This is a genomic window from Mycobacterium sp. IDUB_19, assembly GCF_055419445.1.
The window spans coordinates 197,859-220,541 of record NZ_JBVAXR010000005.1; the positions used below are offsets into that span (position 1 = coordinate 197,859).

General features: G+C 67.3%; 12 protein-coding genes. 5 read left to right on the forward strand and 7 right to left on the reverse strand.

What is annotated here, in order from left to right; translation table 11 throughout:
• The first annotated feature begins 9 nt into the window (after positions 1 to 9).
• From ACZY0B_RS07250 to ACZY0B_RS07265, 4 genes are read left to right on the forward strand one after another with little or no spacing between them, the layout of a single operon-like run.
• Positions 10 to 3,414, forward strand: coding sequence for a pyruvate carboxylase (locus tag ACZY0B_RS07250; protein ID WP_463763351.1), 3,405 nt, complete (start codon positions 10 to 12; stop codon positions 3,412 to 3,414).
• The gene (gene rsmD, locus ACZY0B_RS07255; protein ID WP_463763388.1) at positions 3,411 to 3,965 is read left to right on the forward strand and encodes a 16S rRNA (guanine(966)-N(2))-methyltransferase RsmD; all 555 of its coding nucleotides are present in this window, start codon (positions 3,411 to 3,413) and stop codon (positions 3,963 to 3,965) included. Before ACZY0B_RS07250 ends, rsmD begins: the two co-directional genes overlap by 4 nt.
• A gap of 24 nt (positions 3,966 to 3,989) precedes the next feature.
• Entirely contained in the window at positions 3,990 to 4,472 is a 483-nt protein-coding gene (gene coaD, locus ACZY0B_RS07260; RefSeq protein ID WP_463763352.1) for a pantetheine-phosphate adenylyltransferase, read from the forward strand.
• A gap of 36 nt (positions 4,473 to 4,508) precedes the next feature.
• On the forward strand, positions 4,509 to 5,762 hold the full coding sequence (locus ACZY0B_RS07265) for a saccharopine dehydrogenase family protein (protein ID WP_463763354.1): 1,254 nt from the start codon (positions 4,509 to 4,511) through the stop codon (positions 5,760 to 5,762).
• Positions 5,763 to 5,774: 12 nt separating this feature from the next.
• Here the strand turns inward: ACZY0B_RS07265 and ACZY0B_RS07270 are convergent, their stop codons facing one another.
• Together ACZY0B_RS07270 and ACZY0B_RS07275 are read right to left on the reverse strand one after the other, a co-directional pair.
• Entirely contained in the window at positions 5,775 to 6,461 is a 687-nt protein-coding gene (locus tag ACZY0B_RS07270; RefSeq protein WP_463763355.1) for a flavodoxin family protein, read from the reverse strand.
• A 49-nt stretch (positions 6,462 to 6,510) separates the two neighbouring features.
• The gene (locus ACZY0B_RS07275) at positions 6,511 to 7,686 is read right to left on the reverse strand and encodes a permease (RefSeq protein WP_463763356.1); all 1,176 of its coding nucleotides are present in this window, start codon (positions 7,684 to 7,686) and stop codon (positions 6,511 to 6,513) included.
• A 327-nt stretch (positions 7,687 to 8,013) separates the two neighbouring features.
• Between ACZY0B_RS07275 and pks2 the strand changes: the two genes are divergently transcribed.
• Positions 8,014 to 14,313 carry a sulfolipid-1 biosynthesis phthioceranic/hydroxyphthioceranic acid synthase gene (gene pks2 / locus ACZY0B_RS07280; RefSeq protein ID WP_463763357.1) on the forward strand — a complete coding sequence of 2,100 codons (6,300 nt, stop codon included), beginning with the start codon at positions 8,014 to 8,016 and terminating at the stop codon, positions 14,311 to 14,313.
• 22 nt (positions 14,314 to 14,335) lie between these two features.
• Here pks2 and ACZY0B_RS07285 read toward each other — a convergent pair whose 3' ends face one another.
• Genes ACZY0B_RS07285 through ACZY0B_RS07305 form a run of 5 tightly spaced genes read right to left on the reverse strand, consistent with a single transcriptional unit; the run spans position 14,336 to position 22,683 of the window.
• On the reverse strand, positions 14,336 to 15,598 hold the full coding sequence (locus ACZY0B_RS07285; protein ID WP_463763359.1) for a phthiocerol/phthiodiolone dimycocerosyl transferase family protein: 1,263 nt from the start codon (positions 15,596 to 15,598) through the stop codon (positions 14,336 to 14,338).
• Between the two features lie 17 nt (positions 15,599 to 15,615).
• Positions 15,616 to 16,446, reverse strand: a complete 831-nt coding sequence (locus ACZY0B_RS07290; RefSeq protein ID WP_463763360.1) for an ABC transporter permease — start codon at positions 16,444 to 16,446, stop codon at positions 15,616 to 15,618.
• Entirely contained in the window at positions 16,443 to 17,258 is an 816-nt protein-coding gene (locus ACZY0B_RS07295; RefSeq protein WP_463763361.1) for an ABC transporter permease, read from the reverse strand. The genes ACZY0B_RS07290 and ACZY0B_RS07295 overlap by 4 nt, the downstream gene beginning before the upstream one ends.
• Entirely contained in the window at positions 17,255 to 18,256 is a 1,002-nt protein-coding gene (locus ACZY0B_RS07300; RefSeq protein WP_463763362.1) for an ATP-binding cassette domain-containing protein, read from the reverse strand. Before ACZY0B_RS07300 ends, ACZY0B_RS07295 begins: the two co-directional genes overlap by 4 nt.
• An 11-nt stretch (positions 18,257 to 18,267) precedes the next feature.
• A complete protein-coding gene (locus tag ACZY0B_RS07305) occupies positions 18,268 to 22,683 on the reverse strand; it encodes a type I polyketide synthase (RefSeq protein ID WP_463763363.1) in 4,416 nt (1,471 codons plus the stop codon).

The following is a 22,683-nucleotide window of genomic DNA, read 5'->3' on the forward strand; positions in this document are numbered from 1 at the left end:
GAGTCGAAGGTGATCTCCAAGGTGCTGGTGGCCAATCGCGGCGAGATCGCGATACGCGCATTCCGCGCGGCCTACGAACTCGGTGTCGGCACGGTGGCCGTCTACGCCTACGAGGACCGCAATTCGCAACACCGGCTCAAGGCCGACGAGTCCTATCAGATCGGCGACGTCGGTCATCCCGTGCGGGCCTACCTGTCCCTCGACGAGATCGTCGAAACCGCCCGCCGGGCCGGCGCCGACGCCGTCTATCCCGGGTACGGCTTTTTGTCGGAGAACCCGGACCTGGCCGCGGCCTGTGCGGCCGCCGGCATCACGTTCGTCGGCCCCAGTGCCGAAATCCTTGAGCTGACCGGAAATAAGGCGCGGGCAATCACTGCCGCCCGCGAAGCCGGGCTGCCCGTTCTCACGTCCTCGGCGCCGTCGGCGTCGGTCGACGAGCTGGTGGCTGTGGTGGAGTCCGAGGCCGAAGAGATGCGGTTTCCGTTGTTCGTCAAGGCCGTTGCCGGTGGCGGGGGACGCGGCATGCGCCGCGTCGCCGACATCGCCGCGCTGCCCGAAGCGATCGAGGCGGCCAGCCGTGAGGCCGAGTCGGCTTTCGGTGACGCAGGCGTCTATCTCGAGCAGGCGGTGATCAGGCCGCGCCATATCGAGGTGCAGATCCTGGCCGACAACGCCGGCAACGTGATCCATCTGTACGAGCGCGACTGCAGCGTACAGCGTCGTCACCAGAAGGTCATCGAATTGGCGCCCGCGCCAAACCTTTCCGTGGAGCTGCGAGACAAGATTTGCGCGGACGCCATCACTTTCGCCCGGCACATCGGGTACAGCTGTGCGGGCACCGTGGAGTTTCTGCTGGACGAGAGCGGCCACTACGTCTTCATCGAGATGAACCCGCGGATTCAGGTGGAGCACACCGTGACCGAGGAGATCACCGACGTCGACCTGGTCTCCAGCCAGCTGCGTATCGCGTCCGGCGAGACGCTGGACGACCTGGGCCTACGGCAGGAGAACATCCGTCCGCACGGCGCCGCGTTGCAGTGCCGGATCACGACCGAAGATCCGGCCAACGGGTTCCGGCCCGACACCGGCCGGATCAGCACGTATCGCAGCCCTGGCGGTGCCGGCATCCGTCTGGACGGCAGCACCAACCTCGGTGCGGAGATCGGCGCCCACTTCGATTCGATGCTGGTCAAATTGACCTGCCGGGGCCGCGACTTCCACACGGCGGTGTCCCGTGCCCGCCGTGCGATCGCGGAGTTCCGGATTCGCGGGGTCTCGACGAATATTCCGTTCCTGCAAGCGGTTCTGGAGGACCCGGACTTCCAGGCCGGCCGGATCACCACGTCGTTCATCGACGAGCGGCCACAGTTGCTGACCGCACGAGCGTCGGCCGACCGCGGCACCAAAATCCTCAACTATCTGGCGGACGTCACCGTCAACCACCCGCACGGCACCCACCCGTCGACGGTGTACCCGCACGACAAGCTGCCCTTCATAGACCCGACCGATCTCGAGGTGGCGCCGCCGGCCGGATCCAAGCAGCGGCTGGTTGAGTTGGGGCCGGAGGGCTTTGCGCGCTGGCTGCGCGAATCGCCTGCGGTGGGCGTGACCGACACGACCTTCCGTGACGCCCACCAGTCGCTGCTGGCGACCCGGGTACGCACCAGCGGGCTGATGATGGTGGCGCCCTACCTGGCCCGGACGATGCCGCAGCTGTTGTCGGTGGAGTGCTGGGGCGGTGCGACTTACGACGTGGCGCTGCGCTTCCTCAAGGAGGATCCCTGGGAGCGGCTGGCCACGCTGCGCGAGGCGATGCCCAACATCTGCCTGCAGATGCTGCTGCGGGGCCGAAACACCGTGGGGTACACGCCGTATCCGGAACTGGTCACGACGGCCTTCGTCGACGAGGCGACCGCGACCGGCATCGACATCTTCCGCATCTTCGACGCGCTGAACAACCTGGACTCCATGCGCCCGGCGATCGACGCGGTCCGCGAAACAGGTTCGGCGATAGCCGAAGTCGCGATGTGCTACACCGGAGACCTGTCCGACCCGGGCGAGCAGCTCTACACGCTCGACTACTACCTGAACCTGGCCGAGCGGATCGTGGAGGCCGGAGCGCACGTGCTGGCCATCAAGGACATGGCCGGACTGTTGCGACCGCAGGCCGCGCACAAACTGGTCAGCTCGCTGCGCAGTCGCTTCGACCTGCCGATCCACGTGCACACCCACGACACCCCGGGCGGTCAGCTGGCCAGCTACCTGGCCGCCTGGCAGGCGGGGGCCGACGCCGTCGACGGGGCCGCCGCGCCGCTGGCGGGAACCACCAGCCAGCCCGCGCTGAGTTCGATTGTTGCCGCCGCCTCGAACACCGAACACGACACCGGTCTGTCGCTGCAGGCGGTCTGCGCGCTCGAGCCGTACTGGGAGGCACTGCGAAAGGTCTACGCTCCCTTCGAATCCGGGCTGCCTGGACCGACGGGCCGGGTCTACCACCACGAAATCCCGGGCGGCCAATTGTCGAACCTACGGCAGCAAGCGATTGCGCTGGGGCTGGGGGATCGATTCGAACAGGTGGAGGAGGCCTACGCCGGTGCCGACCGCGTGCTGGGCAGGCTGATCAAGGTCACCCCGTCGTCGAAGGTGGTCGGCGACCTGGCGCTGGCTCTGGTGGGCGCCGGATCCAGTGCTGACGAATTCGCCGCCGACCCGGCACGATTCGACATCCCGGAATCGGTGCTGGGATTCCTGCGTGGCGAGCTGGGCGATCCGGCCGGTGGCTGGCCGGAGCCGCTGCGCAGCGCCGCGCTGGCCGGCCGCGCGCCCGCCAAGCCGGTCCCGCAGCTCAGCGGAGAGGACGAGGCCGTCCTCGCGCTGACCGGGCATAAACGTCAGGCCACGCTCAACCGGCTGCTATTCCCTGGTCCGACAAAGGAATTCGAGGAGCACCGGGACATCTACGGCGATACGTCGCATCTGTCGGCCAATCAATTCTTCTACGGTCTGCGCCAAGGCCATGAGCATCAGGTCACACTGGAACGCGGGGTCGATCTGCTGATCGGGCTCGAGGCCATCTCCGAACCCGACGAGCGTGGCATGCGCACAGTGATGTGCATCATCAACGGTCAGCTCCGCCCGGTGCTGGTGCGCGACCGCAGCATTGCCAGCACGGTACCGACCGCCGAGAAGGCCGAACGAGGCAATCCCGACCACGTCGCGGCGCCATTCGACGGGGTCGTCACGGTTTCGGTGGCCGAGGGCGATCGGGTGAGCGCCGGCGCGACGATCGCCACCATCGAGGCGATGAAGATGGAAGCTCCGATCACGGCTCCCAAAGACGGAACCGTGGCGCGGGTAGCGGTGTCGAGCACTGCGCAGGTCGAGGGCGGAGATCTGCTGGTGGTGCTGAGCTGACCCGCATCATCGGCGGCGTCGCCGGAGGGCGGCGCATCGCGGTGCCGTCCCGGGGAACCCGGCCGACCACCGATCGGGTGCGCGAGTCGCTTTTCAACATTGTCGCCTCGCGGCTGGATCTGACCGGTCTGGCGGTGCTGGACCTCTACGCCGGCTCGGGTGCACTGGGTCTGGAAGCGCTCTCGAGAGGCGCGGCCTCCGCGCTGTTCGTCGAGTCCGATCAGCGCACCGCGGCCGTCATCGCGCGCAACATCGAAGCCCTGGGTCTGCCCGGTGCGACGTTGCGCCGGGGCGCGGTGGCCGCGGTGCTGGCGGGTGGCGCCGGATCCCCGGTGGATCTGGTGCTGGCCGACCCGCCCTACGACGTCGAGACCGCAGAGGTCCAGGCCGTCTTGGCAGCTCTGAGCATGCACGGCTGGGTGCGCGAGGCGAGTGTTGCGGTGATCGAGCGCGCCGCCGCCGGCCCACCGCTGACCTGGCCGGACGGCTGGACCCGGTGGCCGGACCGTGTTTACGGCGACACCCGTTTGGAACTGGCCGAATTTGGCTGACGCGCCCTGCTACCTTGGTCGCTTATGAGCGGCGCCGTTTGCCCGGGCTCCTTTGACCCGGTGACGTTGGGCCACATCGACGTCTTCGAACGCGCCTCGGCCCAGTTCGACGAGGTGATCGTCGCGATCCTGACCAACCCCGCCAAAAAGGGGATGTTCGACATCGACGAGCGCATCGCGATGATCGAAGAGGCGACGACTCATCTGCCGAATCTGCGCGTCGAGGTCGGGCAAGGCCTGGTGGTGGACTTCGTCACGTCGCGCGGGATGACCGCGATCGTCAAGGGCCTGCGCACCGGCACCGATTTCGAATACGAGTTGCAGATGGCGCAGATGAACAAGCACGTCGCCAATGTGGACACATTTTTCGTGGCCACCGCGCCGCAGTACTCGTTCGTGTCATCGTCGTTGGCAAAAGAGGTCGCGATGCTGGGCGGCGATGTCACGGAGCTGTTGCCGGAATCGGTGAACCGCCGATTGCGGGAGAGACGTTCCCGTGAACGGTGACCCCCCTCCGTTGGCTGTCGCGGGGGACTAGGGCCGATGAGCTCTGCCGAGCGCGAGTTCGACATCGTCGTTTACGGTGCCACGGGTTATTCCGGCAGGTTGACGGCGCAATACCTGGCGCGCGCGGCGACCGACGCCCGCATCGCGCTGGCCGGGCGCTCGCGTGAGCGGCTGCTGGCCGTGCGCGAAACATTGGGGCCCGCAGCACAACAGTGGCCGCTGATCGTGGCCGACGCGGCACGGCCCGCGGCGGTGCAGGCGATGGCGGCCCGCACCCGGGTGGTCGTGACGACGGTGGGCCCGTACACCACGTACGGCTTACCGGTGGTGGCGGCGTGCGCCAGGGCCGGAACGGACTACGCCGACCTGACCGGTGAGGTGATGTTCGTCCGGGCCAGCATCGATCGGTACCACCAACAGGCCGTCGACACCGGTGCCCGGATCGTCTTCTCGTGCGGATTCGCTTCGATCCCTTCGGATCTCAATGTCTACCAGCTCTACCGCCGGGCACTCACCGACGGCTCCGGTGAACTGTGCGACACCACCCTGGTGTTTCGCTCCTTCTTCCAGGGTGGGGGATCCGGCGGCACCGTCGCCTCGGAATTCGAGTCGATGCGCACCGCGTCCGGCGATCGGCAAGCCCGCCAAGAGATGGACGACCCGTACACGCTGACTCCCGACCGGGGCGCCGAACCCGATCTCGGCCGGCAGCGGGACTTCCTATGGCACCGGGGCAGCCGGATCGCGCCCGAACTCGCCGGCTGCTGGGTGGGCGGCTTGGTGTGGGCGCCGCACAACACCCGAGTGGTTCGGCGCAGCAACGCATTACAGAACTGGCCTTACGGCAGGCGATTTCGTTACTCGGAGACCATGAGTTTGGGAAAATCCTTCGCGGCGCCGGTGGCTGCCGCAGCGGTGACCGGGACGCTGGCGGGTGCTTTTGCGTTGGGCGCCAGGCACTTCCGGCGAATACCGCAGCGCTGGCTGCATGCCGTCGCCAAGCCCGGCACCGGACCGGGCCAGAAGATGCGCGAACGCGGCCACTACACGGCCCAGACGTACACCACCACGACGTCCGGTGCCCGGTACTTGGCGACCTTCGCGCAACAGCTTGACGCGTACAGCGGCACCGGGGTCCTGCTCGCCCAGTGTGCTCTGGCGCTGGCGTTCGATCGCGATCGGCTCTCCGACTTGCGCGGCGTGCTCACCCCCGCCGCGGCGATGGGCGACGCATTGCTGACGCGGTTACCGTCCGCCGGGGTATCGATGAACACGGTCCGGCTGAGCTGAACCCCGCCGCGCTCAGCGCAGCGCGGGTTGGTTGGTCAAGCGGTCCGCCAGCTCGACGGCGAAGTGCCGGGTCTGTTCCAGCTGATAGGGCTGGACGTTGGTCGCGGGAATCGGCACGCCGAAGTACCGGTCACGGTATCGGCCCGATCGCAGGTAGCTGATCATCGAGAGCCCGGAGGCGAGCTGCCCGCCGAGGTATTCGAAGTGGATGCCGCCGAGATACCGGCCGCCGCGCTTTTCCCCGAGCTTGCGCGCGAGCCGGAAATTGCCGCGCCAGTAGCGGCGGCACACGCAGAACGCGGCGAAGGGGGTATCGGCGAGCAGCTTGCCCGCCTCCGCGGACCTCAAGAAGGTGCGCATCGGCATGTTCATGGTGAACCACCAGGTCGACGATCCGATGCAGACCAGGTCGTACGCGCCGTTTCGCACCTCGTCCGGGGTCGCGATCTCCCCGGCGGCGCGGCGCGCCTGGGCGGGAAGCATGCTGAGCAGATCGAGCATCGCGTGACGCAACGGGAAGCGGGAGAACCGCTCGGCGTAGCGGTGGTCGGTGAACTCGATCCGGGCTTTGTGGACGTCGAAGCCGCGCTCGCTGAACACTTCGCCCGCGGCCTCGAGCACCCGCAGTGCCTGCCCCGTGAACGTGTAGTAGAGGAGCAGGACCCGAGGGTTGCGGTCGCCGGTGACGTCGGACGTCATCGGGCTAACCTAACAGAAATTGTTCGGTGGCAGGGGAATTCATGGCGGACTAGTGGTGGTGCTGCTGATCGGGCGCAGGGTCGGGAGAGCCGCCCATCATCCGCACCATCGGCATTCCGCCCGAGGTGATGAAACGGACGACCAGCGCTGCCGTGATCAGCAGGAAGATGATGTTGAGCCAGGTGGTGTAGTTCCAGGAGATCGCCGCCTCCATGACCGTGGCGTTGCGCTGGCGCGGAATGAGATTGGTTGTTCCGAAGATCAATTCGACCAGGTATCCGGCCGCGACCATGGCGAGGTAGAAGGTGCCGAGGATAGTCAGCATCATCTTGGTGCCGTAGTACTTGCGGTAGATGTTCAGGATCGGCAGGATGATCAGGTCGGCGAAGATGAAGGCGATGACGCCGCCGAAGCTGATACCGCCGTTCCAAAGCACCGCTGCCAGTGGCACATTGCCGATCGAGCAGACGAAGGACACGATCGCCACGATGGGGCCGACGATCGGTCCCCACAGCGTCGCCAGGTCCGGATGATCAGTCAAAAAGAAGCTCTGCCAAAAGGTTTCGGGAACCCACGCCGCGATGGCGCCCGCGATCAGCAAGCCGATAACGAGGTCGCGCAGTATCGCCAACCATTCCATCACGAACACGTGCGACACGGAGGTAAAGCCCTCGGCGGAGAACACCCGCTGCCAAAACGACCCGTCCCGTTGGATCGACATGTCCATGGCGGCGTGGCCTTCCATCGAGCCGGCGATTCCCCGCTCGGCCTGCTCGCGGGCGGCGTCGACGAGGCGGGAGCGCACGAACAGCCGGAACAGAACGGCCAACACCACGATCATGATCGGGCCGCCGACGAACTCCGCGGCGGTGAACTGCCAGCCCATCAACAGGGCCAGGATGATGCCCAGCTCCACCACGAGATTGGTGGAGCCGATCTCGAACGCCATCGCGGCGGTGAAGTCGGCCCCCTTGCGGAACAGCGACCGCGCCAACGCCACCGCGGCATATGAGCACGACGACGACGCCGCGCCCAGCCCGGCCGCCACCGCCAGGGTGCGCGGCCGGTCGTCGCCCATCAGGCTCACGATCGTCGAGCGACGCACCACCGCCTGTACCACCGCCGACAAGATGAAGCCCAGGATCAACGCCCAGGTGATCTCCCACGTCATCGACCCCGCCAACGCCAAAGCATGACCGAGGGCCGCTAGCGCTTTGCCTGTCACTGGGGCCTCCCCAGGGGTTGCGTGATGCGGTGATTATCGCGCATCGGCTGCGGTGGCGCGCGGCTCGCACATCAGCTCGAACGCCATCCAGATGGGCGCTAAATTGCCTGATCAGCGCCTCGGCCAAGCCTGTGAACAGGCAATTCACCCATTCCCACGCCGCGGGTGAGCCGGGCGTTTAAGCTTGGGCGGTTCGTATATTTCCGTGTCGATACCCGGATTAGTGGTTCTGCGAGCGCTGCTACGGGGGTTCCGTTGCGCGTATCGACATTCTGGTGGTGCTTGGGGAGGCATCGCCGGATGAACTGAGACGAGGTATGGACGGCGATGCAGTCGCGTGTCACTCCCATTGCGGTGATCGGGATGGGCTGCCGGCTTCCCGGCGGCATCGACTCACCTGACGCGTTTTGGCAAGCGCTGCTCCGTGGCGACGACTTGGTGACCGAGATCCCGCCCGACCGGTGGGATGTCGAGGACCACTACGACCCCGAACGCGGCGTCCAGGATCGGTCGGTGTCGCGGTGGGGCGGATTCATCGACGACGTCGGCGGTTTCGACGCCGCCTTCTTCGGTTTCGGGGAACGCGAAGCGACCGCCATCGACCCGCAGCACCGGCTGCTGCTGGAGACGTCCTGGGAAGCGATCGAGCATGCCGGCATCGTGCCGGCCTCGTTGAGCGGCTCTCGCACCGGAGTGTTCGTGGGGCTGTGCCAGCAGGACTACACCCTGATGACCGGCGACGCCGGAGTGCTGGGCGACGCCTACGGCTACACCTGCACTCCGTTCAGCATGGCGTCGGGACGAATCGCCTACGGGCTGGGGCTGCAGGGCCCGGCCATCACGATGGACACCTCGTGCTCGTCGGGTCTGCTCGCCGTGCACATGGCGTGCCAGAGCCTGGGCAGCGGCGAGAGCGATCTCGCCCTGGCCGGTGGCGCGATGCTGGTGCTGGACCCGCGGGTGTCGACTTCGGCGTCGGGGCAGGGCATGCTCTCGCCCACCGGCCGCTGCCACACGTTCGACGTCGCCGCTGACGGGTTTGTCCGTTCCGACGGTTGCGCGGTGGTGATGCTCAAGCGCCTGGCCGACGCGCAGCGCGACGGCGACCGGATCCTGGCGGTCGTGCGCGGCACGGCAGCCAATCAGGACGGGCGTTCCGAGACGATCACGACGCCGTCGTCGGACGCCCAGGCCGCCGTCTACCGGGCGGCGTTGGACTGCGCCGGAGTGGACCCGAAGACCGTCGGCATGGTGGAAGCGCACGGCACCGGAACCCCGAAGGGTGACCCACTCGAATTCACCAGCCTCACCGAGGTTTACGGTGCCGCCGGCAACCGCGTCGCACTGGGATCGGCCAAGGCCAATGTGGGGCACACCGAGGCGGCCGCCGGTGCGGTCGGGTTGGTCAAGGCCGTACTCGGATTGCGGCACGGGGTGGTGCCGCCGATGGCGCATTTCACCCGGTTGCCCGACGAGCTCAAGCAGATCGACACCGGATTGTTTGTGCCACAAGAGGTCACACCGTGGCCCGACAAGGGCGACGGTCAGGGTGACGTGCCAAGACGGGCCGGGGTGACGTCGTTCGGAATGTCGGGCACCAACGTGCACGCCGTTCTCGAACAGGCACCCGAGACGCCAACCGGCACAACGGAGAACCGCGAGGCCGGGCCGCTGTTGTTTACGGTGTCCTCGACGTCTGCCGACGAGCTGCGCCGCACCGCGCGACGACTGGGCGACTGGCTGGACGCCAACAAAGCGGGTCTGGCCGCCCCCGATCTCGCTTATACCTTGGCGCGCCGGCGTGGGCACCGGACCGTGCGCACCGCGGTGGCCGCCGACAACCTCGACGAGCTGGCCGCGGGACTGCGCGAAATCGCGGACGGTGAAACGCCTTACCCGCCGGCGGCGGGTCACGACGACCGCGGCCCGGTGTGGATCTTCTCCGGTCAGGGCTCGCAGTGGGCGGCGATGGGCGCGGAGTTGCTGGCCAACGAGCCGGCGTTCGCCGCAACCGTCGCGCAAGCAGAGCCGTTGATCGCGGCGGAGTCCGGGTTTTCGGTCACCGAGGCGATGTCGGCGCCCGAGACGGTGACCGGTATCGGGCGGGTGCAGCCCACCCTGTTCACCTTCCAGGTCGCGATGGCCGCCGCCATGAAGGCCTACGGCGTGCAGCCCGGCGCGGTCATCGGGCATTCGATGGGCGAGATCGCGGCGGCCGTCGTCGCCGGCGCGCTGTCGCTGGAAGACGGCGTCAAGGTGATCTGCCGGCGCTCCGGGTTGATGTCGCGGGTCGCGGGTGCGGGAGCGATGGCTTCGGTGGAGCTGCCCGCGCAGCAAGTGCGGGATGAATTGGCCGCCCGTGGCATCAGCGACGTCGTGGTGTCGGTGATCGCCTCGCCGAACTCGACCGTGATCGGCGGAGCCGGCCAGCCGGTGCGGGATCTGGTCGCGGAATGGGAAGCCCGCGAGGTGATGGCCCGCGAGGTGGCGGTGGACGTCGCGTCGCACACTTCTGCGGTCGACCCGATTCTCGCCGACTTGGCCGACCAGCTCGCAGACCTGGCGCCATCGGTGCCTAGCGTGCCGTATTACACTGCGACGCTGGATGATCCGCGTGCCCAGCCGGCTTTCGACGCCGGCTACTGGGTGAACAACCTGCGGCAGTCGGTGAAGTTCGCGGCCGCGGTGCAAGCCGCCCTGGACGACGGTCACCGGGTGTTCGGCGAACCCTCGCCGCACCCGCTGCTGACCCGCGCGGTCGAACAAACCGCCGGCGCCGCCGACATCACCGTGGCGGCCCTGGCCGGCATGCGGCGCGAGCAGCCGATGCCGCGCGGACTGCTCGGCTTCCTGGCGGATCTCTACAGTGCCGGCGCCGCAATCGATTTCTCCGTGCTGTATCCGGGCGGGCGCCTGGTCGACGCCCCGCTGCCGACCTGGACTCGCCAGCGGCTGCTCGTCGAATCCAGCGGCTCGGCGGCCCGGGATCGGTCCGCGATCACGGTGCACCCGCTGCTGGGCGCACACGTCCGATTGCCGGAAGAACCCGAACGCCATGCCTGGCAAGGCGAGATCGGCACCGCGGCATTGCCGTGGCTGGCGGATCACCAGGTGAACGGTGTCGCGGTCTTCCCGGGGGCCGGCTTCTGCGAGATGGCGCTGGCGTCTGCCGCCGAGATGCTCGGACCCGACGCCGAGGTGCGTGATGTCCGATTCGAGCAGATGCTGCTGATGGACGACGAAACCCCGGTGAGCGCCGTGGCTTCGGTGCGCGACGCCGGAGTCGCCGAGTTCGTCGTCGAGACCGATCGCGACGGGGAACGCACCCGGCGGGCGACCGCGGTGCTGCATGCCGTCCCCGAGGACGAACAACCACAGCGGCGCGACATCGCTGCCCTGCTGGCCACGCACCCGCAGCGGACGGACGGCGCCGCGGTGCGACGTGTGTTCGCCGAACGAGGTGTCGATTACGGCCCGGCCTTCACCGGTTTGGTGGCGGCACACAACGCGGAAGGCAAGAGCCGCAGCGTTGTCGTAGAGGTCGAGTTGCCAAGGGCCGTCCGGACGCAACAGGGCGGTTACGGCGTTCATCCCGCGTTGCTGGATGCCTGCTTCCAGGCGGTGCTGGCGCACCCGGCCATCAAGGATGCTTCACAAGTCGGTCTGTTGTTGCCGCTGAGTGTGGCACGGCTGCGCCGGTATGCCCCGATGCGCGGTACCCGCTACTGCCAGCTGCGCATCGTCTCGGCGAGTGAGTCGGCGCTTGAGGTCGATCTGGATCTGCTGGACGAGACGGGCGCGGTACTACTGGCCGTGCAAGGCCTGCGCATGGCGGCCAGTGGCGGCGGCACCGACCACCTGATGGCCGAGCGGCTGCTGACCGTCGAGTGGCAGCAGCAGACGCTGCCGGCGGTGCCCGAGCGCGCGGTGGGAAGCTGGTTGTTGATCAACACCGCCGAGGCCGACCTGCTGGAGTCGAGGCTCACCGATGCGCTGAAATCCCTTGGTGCACAACCCACCACCCTGAACTGGACGGAGCAGGCCGACCACTCGGCCAACACCGCCGCGTTGTCCGCCGCGGTGCGTGGCGGTCTTGAGGGCGTGGTGATCGTGTGCCCGCCGCCGGCCGGCCAGCCCGACGAGCAGGGTCTGCTGGCGGGCCGTGAGCAAGTGCGTCATGTGGTTCGCATGATCCGCGAGTTGCCCGAACTGTCGGCCGAGCCGCCGCGGCTGTTCGTGCTGACCCGGCGGGCCCAGATCGTCTTGGACGACGACGACCCCAACCTGGTGCAGGCCGGGTTGCGTGGCCTGCTGCGAGTGGTCGGCGCGGAGAACCCGCAGCTGCGAACCACCCAGATCGATCTGCAGGACGACGGCTCGCTAGACCAAGAGGTCGAACTGGTGGCCCAGGAGCTGCTGTCCGGCTCACCCGAGGACGAGACCGCCTGGCGTGGCGGCCATTGGTACACGGCACGGCTGCGCTGCACGCCGCTGGGTGCCGACGAACGCCGAACCACCATCGTCAACCACGAATCCGACCAGATGCGTGCGGTGGTCCGCCACCCCGGCGATCTGCAGACGATGGAGTTCGTCGCCTTCGACCGCAAGACCCCGGAGTCGGGCCAGGTTGAGATCGCGGTCGACGCGTCCAGTGTCAACTTCGCCGAAGTCCTTGCGGCCCTGGGCCGTTACCCCGACTTGGAAGGCGAGCCACACCAGTTGGGATTCGACCTGGGTGGTGTGGTGACCCGAGTCGGCGACGGCGTCACAGACCTGATGGTCGGCGACCGGGTGGGCGGCTTCTCCGGATTCGCCAACGGCAGCTGGGGCACGTTCGTCACGTGCGATGCCCGGCTCGTCGCCGCGCTGCCGTCGGCCGTGACCACGGTCCAGGCCGCCGCGGCGGCAACCGCATACGGTACCGCGTGGTACGGGCTGTACGAACTGGCCCGAATTTCGGCCGAGGACAAGGTGCTGATCCACTCCGGTACCGGCGGCGTCGGTCAGGCCGCGATCGCGATCGCGAAGATGGTTGGCGCGCAGATCTTCGCCACCGCGGGCAGCCCGGAGCGGCGAGAGCTGTTGCGGGACATGGGCATTGAACATGTCTACGACTCGCGTAGCACCGCGTTCGCCGATGAGATCCGCCGCGACACCGACGGCTATGGCGTCGACATCGTGCTCAACTCCCTGACCGGTGCGGCGCAGCATGCCGGAATCGAGCTGCTGGCCTACGGCGGGCGGTTCGTCGAGATCGGCAAGCGCGACATCTACGCCGACACAAGGCTGGGGCTGTTCCCGTTCCGTCGCAACCTCACCTTCTACGCCGTTGACTTGGCGCTGCTCACGCACACCCACCCGCGCCGCGTCCAGGAGCTGCTGCGCACGCTGTACCAGCGGATCGCCGATGGCGACCTGCCGGCGCCGGCGTGCACCGAATACCCGCTGTCGCAGGCGGCTACGGCGATCCGGGTGATGAGCGGTGCCGAGCACACCGGCAAATTGGTGCTCACCGTGCCGCGCACCGGGCAGACCCGCGCGGTGCTGCCGCCGGAGCAGGCCCCGGTCTTCCGCAAGGACGGCTCCTACATCGTCACCGGCGGCCTGGGCGGCCTCGGACTGTTCCTGGCCGGCCAGATGGCCAAGGCGGGTTGCGGACGGATCGTGCTGACCGCGCGCTCGGCCCCCACTCCGAAGGCGCGTCAGGCAATCGAGCGACTCCGCGCGAACGGGACCGACGTCGTCGTGGAGAGCGGCAACATCGCCGAGGCCGACACCGCCGCCCAGGTGGTGGCCGCGGCCACCGCGACCGGCCTTCCGCTACGCGGCGTGCTGCATGCCGCCGCGGTGGTCGAGGACGCCGTCCTGGCCAACATCACTGACGAGCTGATCGACAAGGACTGGGCTCCAAAGGTCAACGGCGTGTGGAACTTGCATCACGCGACGGCCGGACAGCCGCTGGACTGGTTCTGCTCCTTCTCATCGGTGGCCGCGCTGTTCGGCTCGGCCGGTCAGGGCGCGTACGCCGCGGCCTCCAGCTGGCTGGACGCGTTCACCCACTGGCGCCGCAGCCAGGGTCTTCCGGCGAACACGATCGCGTGGGGGGCGTGGGGCGAGATCGGCCGTGCCACCTTCCTGGCGGCCGGCGGTCGCACCACGATGATCGCCCCGGACGAGGGGGCGCAGGCGTTCGAGACGTTGTTGCGTTACGACCGGGGCTACACCGGCTATGTTCCGACGACGGGTGCGCCGTGGCTGGCCGCGCTGGTTGCGCGCAGCCCGTTCGCTGAAGCCTTCCAGGACTCCGGGGACCAGCATGGAGCCGAAAGTTCCGCGCTGCGTGCCGAATTGCGGACGCTGTCGCCCGGCGAGTGGCCGGCGCGGCTGCGCCGCCTGATCGCGGATCAGACCGGCTTGATTCTGCGCCGCGCGATCGACCCCGACCGTCCGTTCGCCGAGCACGGCCTGGACTCGCTGGGCAACCTCGAACTGCGAACCCGCATAGAAGCCGAGACCGGAATCCGCGTCACGCCGAAGACCATCGCCACCTTCAACTCCGCGCGTACGTTGGGGCTGCACCTGTCGGAGGCGCTGGCGGCAGAAGAGGGTCAGCCGGCGGCCTCGTAAGCCGCGCAGCGCTGGTTCGTGGTTACTCCACGACCCAGCTGTCCTCTTCGGTCAGCAGCGAACAGAGCAGCGAATGTATTGCCTCCAGTGGCTTTTCCCGCCCCGGCAGGTGGGCGTGGTGCTCGATAAACAGCCGGCCCGCGAAACTTCCGCAGCTGTACAGGTCCACGGGCGCGCGGGTGGGGAACCAAAGTTCGCTCTGAAAGTCGTCCAGGTCCATGTCGTCAGGTGTGCGCAGCGGAGGGATCGTGCCGGTGTCCGTGACCAGCACCACCGGGGGCAGTCCCGCCGGGGTGCCCTGGTATTGCAGGTTGAAATGCAGCGCGGATTGCTGAATCACGCCGTCGGACAGGTCGGTCCGGAACGAATCCACGATGCCGCGGGCCAAATCGACAAGGTCGGTGTCGGGCCTGATCTCCGCGAGGTAGGTCGCCACCCCCAGCGGCAGCGTGCTGCCGGTGAGACTCACCGGGGGCGACAGCAGATAGCGCAGATCAACCGGATAGATGTAGGGAATCGGAATGTGCGGGGTTTTCCGCAGTTCCCACTCGGCCAGCAGGATCGCGGCGGCTACCACGGAGTTGAGGCTGAGCTGATTGGCCAGACCGAACTCCACCAGTTCGGCGGTCTCTTCCTCGGTGAACCGGATCCGGGCGATCGGAATCGGTTGGATTGAATCGGGATCCGCCATCTCGGGCGGCTTCTCCTGGGCCGGCAGGTCGTAGGCGAATAGCGCCTTGAACAGCTTTTCCAGCCCGGACCGCTGTTGCTTGGTCACACCACGCTGTTCGAGCAACAGCTCCAGCGCTTCGGGTGCGGGCTGCGGAATTATCGGGGCCGGGGCGCCGGTGGTGACCACATCGGTGTAGAGCGAGAAGAGTTCTTCGATGAGACCGAACGCGTGGTGGGCGTCGGCCAGGCTGTGGTGGGTGTAGAGCGTGATCGCGGTGCGTCCGCCGCTGCGCTGCAACCGCAGATTGAGCAGGGTTTGGTTCTGATCCAGATGCATGCCCGCGGTTTTCGACGCGGCATCGGCGTCGTCGTCGACTACCCAGATGCCCGGGTGCATCAGGTCTTCGGCGATGATCTGGTAGCGACCGTCGTCGGCCCTCTCCAGCCGGCCGGTGAAGACCGGGTGGGATTCCAGCAGCGCGTCGAAGGCGTCCGACATCGCGTCGAGGTCGACGGGACCGTTGACATGCGCGGTGAACGCGAAATAGGTCTCGTTGACCGCGAACACTTCTTCGCTGCGCGTCAACTTTCGGATCACGGATCCGGGAAACACTCCTCATACCCCCTTGTTCAGCATGTGCTGGCCCGTCGATAGCCCAAAAGCGTTGGCACGACACACACGACGGCGATGCCGCCGGCCCACAGCAGTGTGGCGATCATCGGCCACCGCACCGGGCCGCCCATCGACAATCCGCGCATCGCTTCGATCGCGTAGCTCATCGGCTGGTGCGCGACGACCGGCTGTATCCACTTGGGAAATTGGTCCACCGGCAGGAACCCGGTGGAGAACACGACCGCGAGGATGTGTCCCAGCGTCACCGTCTCGAGCAGAAAATTGTTGGCCGTGTACAGCGCAACCATCGTGATCAGGGTCGCGAAGGCCAGCCCGAAGATCAGCGGAACGACGAACCAGGTCAGGGTCGCGAGAATGCCCTGGTGGAACCGGAATCCGAGAATCATGCCCACCGCCAGCACAACCAGCGTCGTGATCATGATCCGGACTGTTTCGGCGACGATCCGCGAGAGCACACCCGACCCGCGGTGCACCGGCACCACCCAGAGCCGGCGCAGCAGGCCGTTGTTGCGTTCGCCGATCAGGCCGATCGCCCCTACGACGGCACCATTGATCGTGGCGGCGAGCGCGTTCAGCGGGACCGTGCCGTACAGCGCGCTGTGACCGCTGACCTGTGAAATGACGTTGCCCAGAATGATGTTCAAGGTCAGCAGGAAAAGCACCGGCAACACCAGCGCCTCGATCACCGCGGTGATGTCGCGTGCCCACCCCAGCAGGATCCGCCGGGTCTGGACCCGGGTTTGCGACACCAGCGCCCGCAGCGAATTCTCGTGGTACTGCGCGTGGTGCCCAGCCAAACCGGTGGCGCGCTCGTGTACCAATGTCATTTCGCCCGCCTCGACAAAACGATCACCGACGTCGGTATCAGGAACGCGGTCAGGCCGGCCAGCCAGGCCAGCGTCGGCGCCAGCACCGCCCAGCTCACCGGCGTGCCGTACGGGGCCGCATCACCGGCCAGGGCGCGCAACGCGGTCACGAACTGCGACACCGGCTGGTTGCGCACAATGGGCTGAATCCAGTGCGGAAACTGTTGGGCCGGTTGAACTCCGGTGGACAGCAGCCCGAAGATCAACGGCGGCAGGATCAGCAGCGGCGTCATGGCCTCCGGATTGCGGCTGCCGGTGCCGATCAGGTCCGCGCCGAATGACAGCACCGACCCGATCGCGACGACCAACAGGACGAACGCGACGGTGTACACCACCGACTGGTGGAACCGGAATCCGATCACGTAGCCGCAGACCACTGCCACGGCCACCGAAATCGTGCACCGGTACACCGCGGCGGAGATACGGGCACCCACCGGTGCGAACGGAGACATCGGCATGGATCTGAATCGGCGATTGATGCCCTTCACCGAATCCGTTGCCGCCCGAAAGGCCGTCGACATCGCGGCGAATGTGATGGCCTGCAAGGCGATCAACGGCATCACGTATTGCGCGTAGCTGCTGCACAGGGTTTTGGTGGCCGTCCCCATCACCTGATGTAACGGGATGTAGAAGCCGGCCGTGAAGACCACCGAGGACGCGATCGTCACGACGAGCTCACCGTTGCGCAGGGTCGGCGCGATGAAGCGCTTGGTCAGTACCCACCATTGCGCGAGCGGTGAGAGGTGGCGCTCGGTGGTGGTCGCGGCGGTCACCCGGCGGCCTGTGTCGCAACGGGAGTGCGCTGCCTGGGGGATTCGTCTGTCAACGCGAGGAATACGTCGTCGAGTGACGGGCGCCGCAGCGCGACGTCGGCGACGTCGATGTTGGCCGCGGCCAGTCGACCCACCGCCTCGATCAGCGTGTTGGCGCCATCGGGCGCCGGTATCGCGATGCGATCCGATTCGGGTGTCAAAGCCGCCCTGATCTTCTCGGGCACCAGCGAGCCGAGCGTGTCCGCGATCGCGACCAGATCCTTGAGATTGCGCGGCACGATCTCGCAGTAGCTGCCGCCGGTGCGCTCCTTGAGCTGATCGGCGGTTCCCTCGGCGATGACGCGTCCGTGGTCGATCACCACGATCCGGTCGGCCAGCGCGTCGGCTTCCTCGAGATACTGCGTGGTGAGCAGGGTAGCGATGCCGAGACCCTTGAACTTGCTGACCAGGTCCCAAATGCTTTGTCTGCTGCGCGGATCCAGCCCGGTGGTGGGTTCGTCCAGGAAGACCACCTGGGGCCGGACCACCAAACCGCAGGCGATATCGATGCGCCGGCGCATCCCGCCCGAGTAGGTCTTCACTCGCCGGTCGGCGGCGTAGGCCAAATCGAATTCGTCGATGAGTTCCTTGGCGCGGGCGTGGGCCGCGGACTTCCGCAAGCCGAACAGCTGACCGAACATCACCAGGTTTTCGGTGCCGCTGAGCATGTCGTCGATCGCCACCTGCTGACCGGTGAGCATGATCGAGCGGCGCACTCCGGCCGGCTCGGAAACGACGTCGCAGCCCGCGACCACCGCGCGGCCGCTGTCCGGCCGGCTCAGCGTCGACAGGATGTCCACCAGCGTGGTCTTGCCCGCTCCGTTCGGACCGAGCAAGCCGAGCACCTCACCGCGACCGACTTCAAAGCTGACCTCGTGCAGGGCCACAAACTCGCCGAAGGTTTTGCGAACCTTGTCGACGATAACGGCCTTCTCAAAGTCCTTGTGCGCGTTAACCACTGAAGTTCACCTCAACCCGCGTCGAGCGCCGACAGGTCCACCAGGGCCAGTTCCACGGGTTGCGAACCCGCGGCGGCGTCGTCGGGGACCGCGGTGACGGCGTCGGCGATCAACTCGCGCAGCGCGATCGGGAAACGCTGTGCCAGCGCTTCGGCTTGCGTGCTCTGCACCCGGCGAGCGTCATACCACCAATCGAGATGCAGCATCCCGGAGTGCCGGTACACCCGGAACTCGATGGCGTGACCGAGGCCCGGAATCGTGTCGCGCACCGGCATCGCCGCGTCGGAGTCGAATTGCACCGCCGCGTCGATGGCCGGCAGCTGGGGGATCGCGCCGGCGTATCGGAAGTGCACGTCCGCCGAGCCCGCGGCCGAAAGCAGCCGCGCGGTAGGCGCATAGAGGTGCCGCAGCAGCCCGTAGCCGATGCCGTAGTGCGGAACGGATTTGACCGTGTCGCGCACGGCTTCCAGCAGTTCAGTCGCCGGAGTGTCGGTGGCACACCCAAGCGCGATCGGGTAGATCGTGGTGAACTGCCCGATGGTTCTGCGCAGGTCGACATCCGGCCGTAGCACCGAGCGGCCCGGCCCTTCCAGGTCGACGGCGAGCACACCGGAGCCGATTGTCCCGGCGATCGTGTGACTCAGCGCGGCGAGCAGGATCTCCTCGACCGACCAGCCGAGCACCCGGCGCGCGTCGTCGACCTCCGACGTCTGCTCGACGGTCAGCGTCGACGGCACCTTCTTCAGGTCGTCGCCGTGCGGCGGCCCGGTGACCTCCGCGTTCGCCGGCCGCAGCGTGGCCATGTTCGAGCTCTGAAGCCAGAAGTCGCGGGTGTCGAGCACCGCCGGGTGTGTCGCGAGAGCCGCCGAACGCAGCGACCATTCCCGCCACGAGGTGGTGTTCGGCGGCAGCGAGATGTCCTCGCCCGCGAGGCGTTGGGTGAATGCGCTGAAGATGTCGGCGATCAGGATTTCCCGCGATGTGGTGTCGGCGACGATCTCGTGCAGCGACAGCACCAAGTAGCACGCACCTCGGGGACCCGAGACGTAGACGGCGGTCAACGGCGCCCTCAGATCACCCTGGGCAGTCAGCTCGGCGGCGATGTCGAGCACCGCTGCCCGTTGCGCCTCGGTGTCCGATGCCACGCTATCCGGAAGCGAACGCGTGGACAGCGCCCCGAATTCGGCTGGTGCAGCGATGTGCTGCTCCCACGCTCCGGAGCGGTCGACGAGTTGCAGGCGCAACGCGTCGTGGTGGTTGGTCAGGGCGGTGAGCACCGACCCGACATCGTCAACCCTGACGCTCGAGTCGAGGCGCAGGATCAGCGGTACCCGCCAGCGTCCCGCCTCCTGCACGCCCTGCTCGAGGAAGTGCGCGACATTCGGCGGAATGGTCGGATGCGCGCTGGCCTCAGCAGGTTTCGCCAAACCGCCGGCCGCGTACTTCGCATCGACGTGCGCCGCCAGGGTTCCCAGCGTCGGGTTTCCGTAGAGGTCCTGCGGGCTGACGTCCAGACCCGCGTTGCTGGCGTTGGTCGCGATGCCGATCGCGATCAGGGAATCACCACCGAGGTCGAAGAAGTTGTCGGTGCGCCCGATGGAATTCAGACCCAGGCACTGCATCCAGATCTGCCGCAACACCGCCTCGGTGTGCGACTGCCCGTTGACTGAGACATCGGGGTGGACGGCTGCGCCGTTGGTGGGCCCACCCGCCACCACGTGTTCGTCGGCGACCCGCTCGGCCCAGCTGACCGGCTTGGGGTCAACCCAATGCCGTTCGTGCGCAAAGGGGTAACCGGGCACGGAGATGATGTGCTGCTTGGGCCCCGTCGCCGGTGTCCAGTCGACCGGCACGCCCGCCGACCACAGTTGGCCGAGGCCGAGCAGGAAGGTGTCCCGGTCGTCGACGTTCTGAATCGGGTGCCGCATCAGCCGAACCGCGCGGTGCCCGCCCGACCACTTCGGGTGCCGCATCGCCGAACCCGTCAGGCTGCCGCCGGGGCCCACCTCGACCAGGATGCGGTCCGGATCGCTGAGCAGCACGTCGAGTTCGTCGGCGAAGCGGATCGTGGAACTGATTTGGCGCGCCCAGCTGGCCGGATCGGTGATCTGTTCATCCGTCATCCAGGTTCCGGTGAGGTTGGACAGCAGGGGGGTGTTCGGCAGGCCGAGCTTGACGCCGGACAGGAACTGACCGAACTCCGCCGCCATGGCATCCATTGCGCTGGAATGGAATGCATGCGTGGCGCGCACTCGCCGCGCGGTGATGCCGGCCTCGCGGAGCCGTTGGGTGAACGCGCGGATCGCGTCGTTAGGGCCCGCGACGACGCAGTTGCCCGGGTCGTTGACCGCGGACAACTCGACGCCGGGGGTGAGGTACTCGGCGATGTCGTCGGGACCCAGCGCCACGGCCACCATGGAGCCCGGCGGGGACTCATGCATCAGGCGGGCACGCAGGGCCACCAGCTTGATCGCCGTCTCGAGGTCGAACACCCCGGCCAGGGTGGCCGCGATGTATTCGCCGGTGCTGTAGCCGATGTACGCCCCGGCGCGCACGCCGTACGTTTCGACGAGGCGCGCCAACGCGTATTCGACCGTGAACAGCGCCGGCTGCGAACGGTCGATGCGTTCCAAATCCGTTGTGGCGTCGCCGAATATCTCCGCGTGCAGGTCGATACCCATCTCGTTGCGAAAGCCCGCGACACAGGCGTCGAAGTGTTCGGCGAAGACGGGCTCGGTGTCATAAAGCCCCCGGGCCATCCCGACGTGCTGAGCGCCCTGCCCCGGGAACATGAAAACGACGTGCTTCGAGCTCTCGACGCTCTCGCCGATGGATTCCCCGACGAAGACGTTGTCGTGCTCGGACGCCCGCAACACCGTGGCCGCGTGCTCGCGGTCGTGGACCACGGCCGCCATGGTGATGGCGTGCTTGCGGCGCCCGGCGAGGGTGAATGCGACGTCAGACAGGTCCGGGCCATCCGGGGCGGCCAGCGCGGCGGCCAGTGTGGTCCGCGATTCTTCGAGTGCCGCCGTGGTTCGTGCCGAGAGCAGCAGCACCTGGGGACCGGCGGACCCAGTCTGTGCGGGAGCCGCTGGCGCCTCCTCCACCACGACGTGCACGTTGGTACCGCCCACCCCGAACGAGCTGACTCCGGCCCGGCGCACTCCATCCCACTCCCAGGGGCCGTACTTGCTTTGCACGGTGAACGGAGTCTCGTCGAGACGCAGCTCCGGGTTGGGGCTGGTGTAGTGCAACGTCGCGGGAATCGCCTTGTTCTTCAGGCACATAATGGTTTTGATGAGACCCACCACACCGGCGGCCACCTCGAGGTGACCGATGTTCGACTTGACCGATCCGAGGACACACGGTCCGGGCCGGGGTGTGTCGGATACGGCGAACGCGTTGCGCAACCCCTGGACTTCGATCGGATCACCCAGCGGCGTGCCGGTCCCGTGCGTCTCGACATAGCTCACCGTCGAGGCGTCGATGCCGGCGACCGCGTGGGCTTCGGCGATGACGTCGGCCTGGGCGGCCGGATTCGGGGCCGCGTAGCCCATTTTCATGGATCCGTCGTTGTTGATCGCCGATCCGCGGATCACGGCGTGAATGCGGTCGCCGGCGTCCAGAGCGGCCTGCAGCGGTTTGAGGGCCACCATCGCGACACCGCTGCCGAACACCGTGCCGTCGGCGCGCACGTCGAAGGGCCGGCAGTGACCGACGGCCGACATCATCGATCCAGGCGAGTTCCAGTAACCGACATGATGCGGTACCGACAGCGACACCCCGCCGGCCAGCGCCATGTCGCACTCGCCGGACAGCAGGCTCTGGCAGGCCAGGTGTACCGCGACCAACGACGACGAGCACGCGGTCTGCACGGTCAGGCTCGGGCCGCGGAGGTTGAACTGGTGGGATACCCGCGTCGCCAGGAAGTCCTTGTCGTTCTGCAGGAACAAATTGAATTGCTCGAAGTTGAGTCCCGTTCCCATGAAGGCGTTTTGGCCATGGTGTGACGACAGGTTGTGCAGCAGGTAACCGCTGGGGGAGCAGGTCCCGTAGACGCCGATGGAGCCGTCGAACAGCGCGGGGTCACAGCCGGCGTCTTCGAAGGCATGCCATGCGCATTGCAGGAACAACCGGTGCTGGGGATCCAGCATCCGAGCGAATTGCGGGGGGAAGCCGAAGAATTCGGCGTCGAATTCCTCGATGCCGTCGACGATCGGTGCGCGCCGCACATATGCCGGGTTCGCCAGCACCTCGTCGCCGACCCCGGCCGCTCGCAGCTCGTCCTCGGAGAGTGTGGTGATCGATTCTTCGCCGCGCGCAAGGTTGTCCCAGAACGCCGACACGCTGTTGGCGCCGGGGAATCTGCCGGCCATGCCGACCACCGCAATTGCGGTGTCCGGCAAAGCTTCTTCGTTGGTGCTCAT

Excerpts from the sequence above, each read along its gene's own strand:
- ACZY0B_RS07265 (WP_463763354.1), top strand. The coding sequence starts at position 4,509 with ATGAGCTCTGCCGAGCGCGAGTTCGACATCGTCGTTTACGGTGCCACG.
- ACZY0B_RS07270 (WP_463763355.1), bottom strand. The coding sequence starts at position 6,461 with ATGACGTCCGACGTCACCGGCGACCGCAACCCTCGGGTCCTGCTCCTC.
- ACZY0B_RS07305 (WP_463763363.1), bottom strand. The coding sequence starts at position 22,683 with ATGAGCACCAACGAAGAAGCTTTGCCGGACACCGCAATTGCGGTGGTC.
- coaD (WP_463763352.1), top strand. The coding sequence starts at position 3,990 with ATGAGCGGCGCCGTTTGCCCGGGCTCCTTTGACCCGGTGACGTTGGGC.
- ACZY0B_RS07290 (WP_463763360.1), bottom strand. The coding sequence starts at position 16,446 with ATGACATTGGTACACGAGCGCGCCACCGGTTTGGCTGGGCACCACGCG.
- pks2 (WP_463763357.1), top strand. The coding sequence starts at position 8,014 with ATGCAGTCGCGTGTCACTCCCATTGCGGTGATCGGGATGGGCTGCCGG.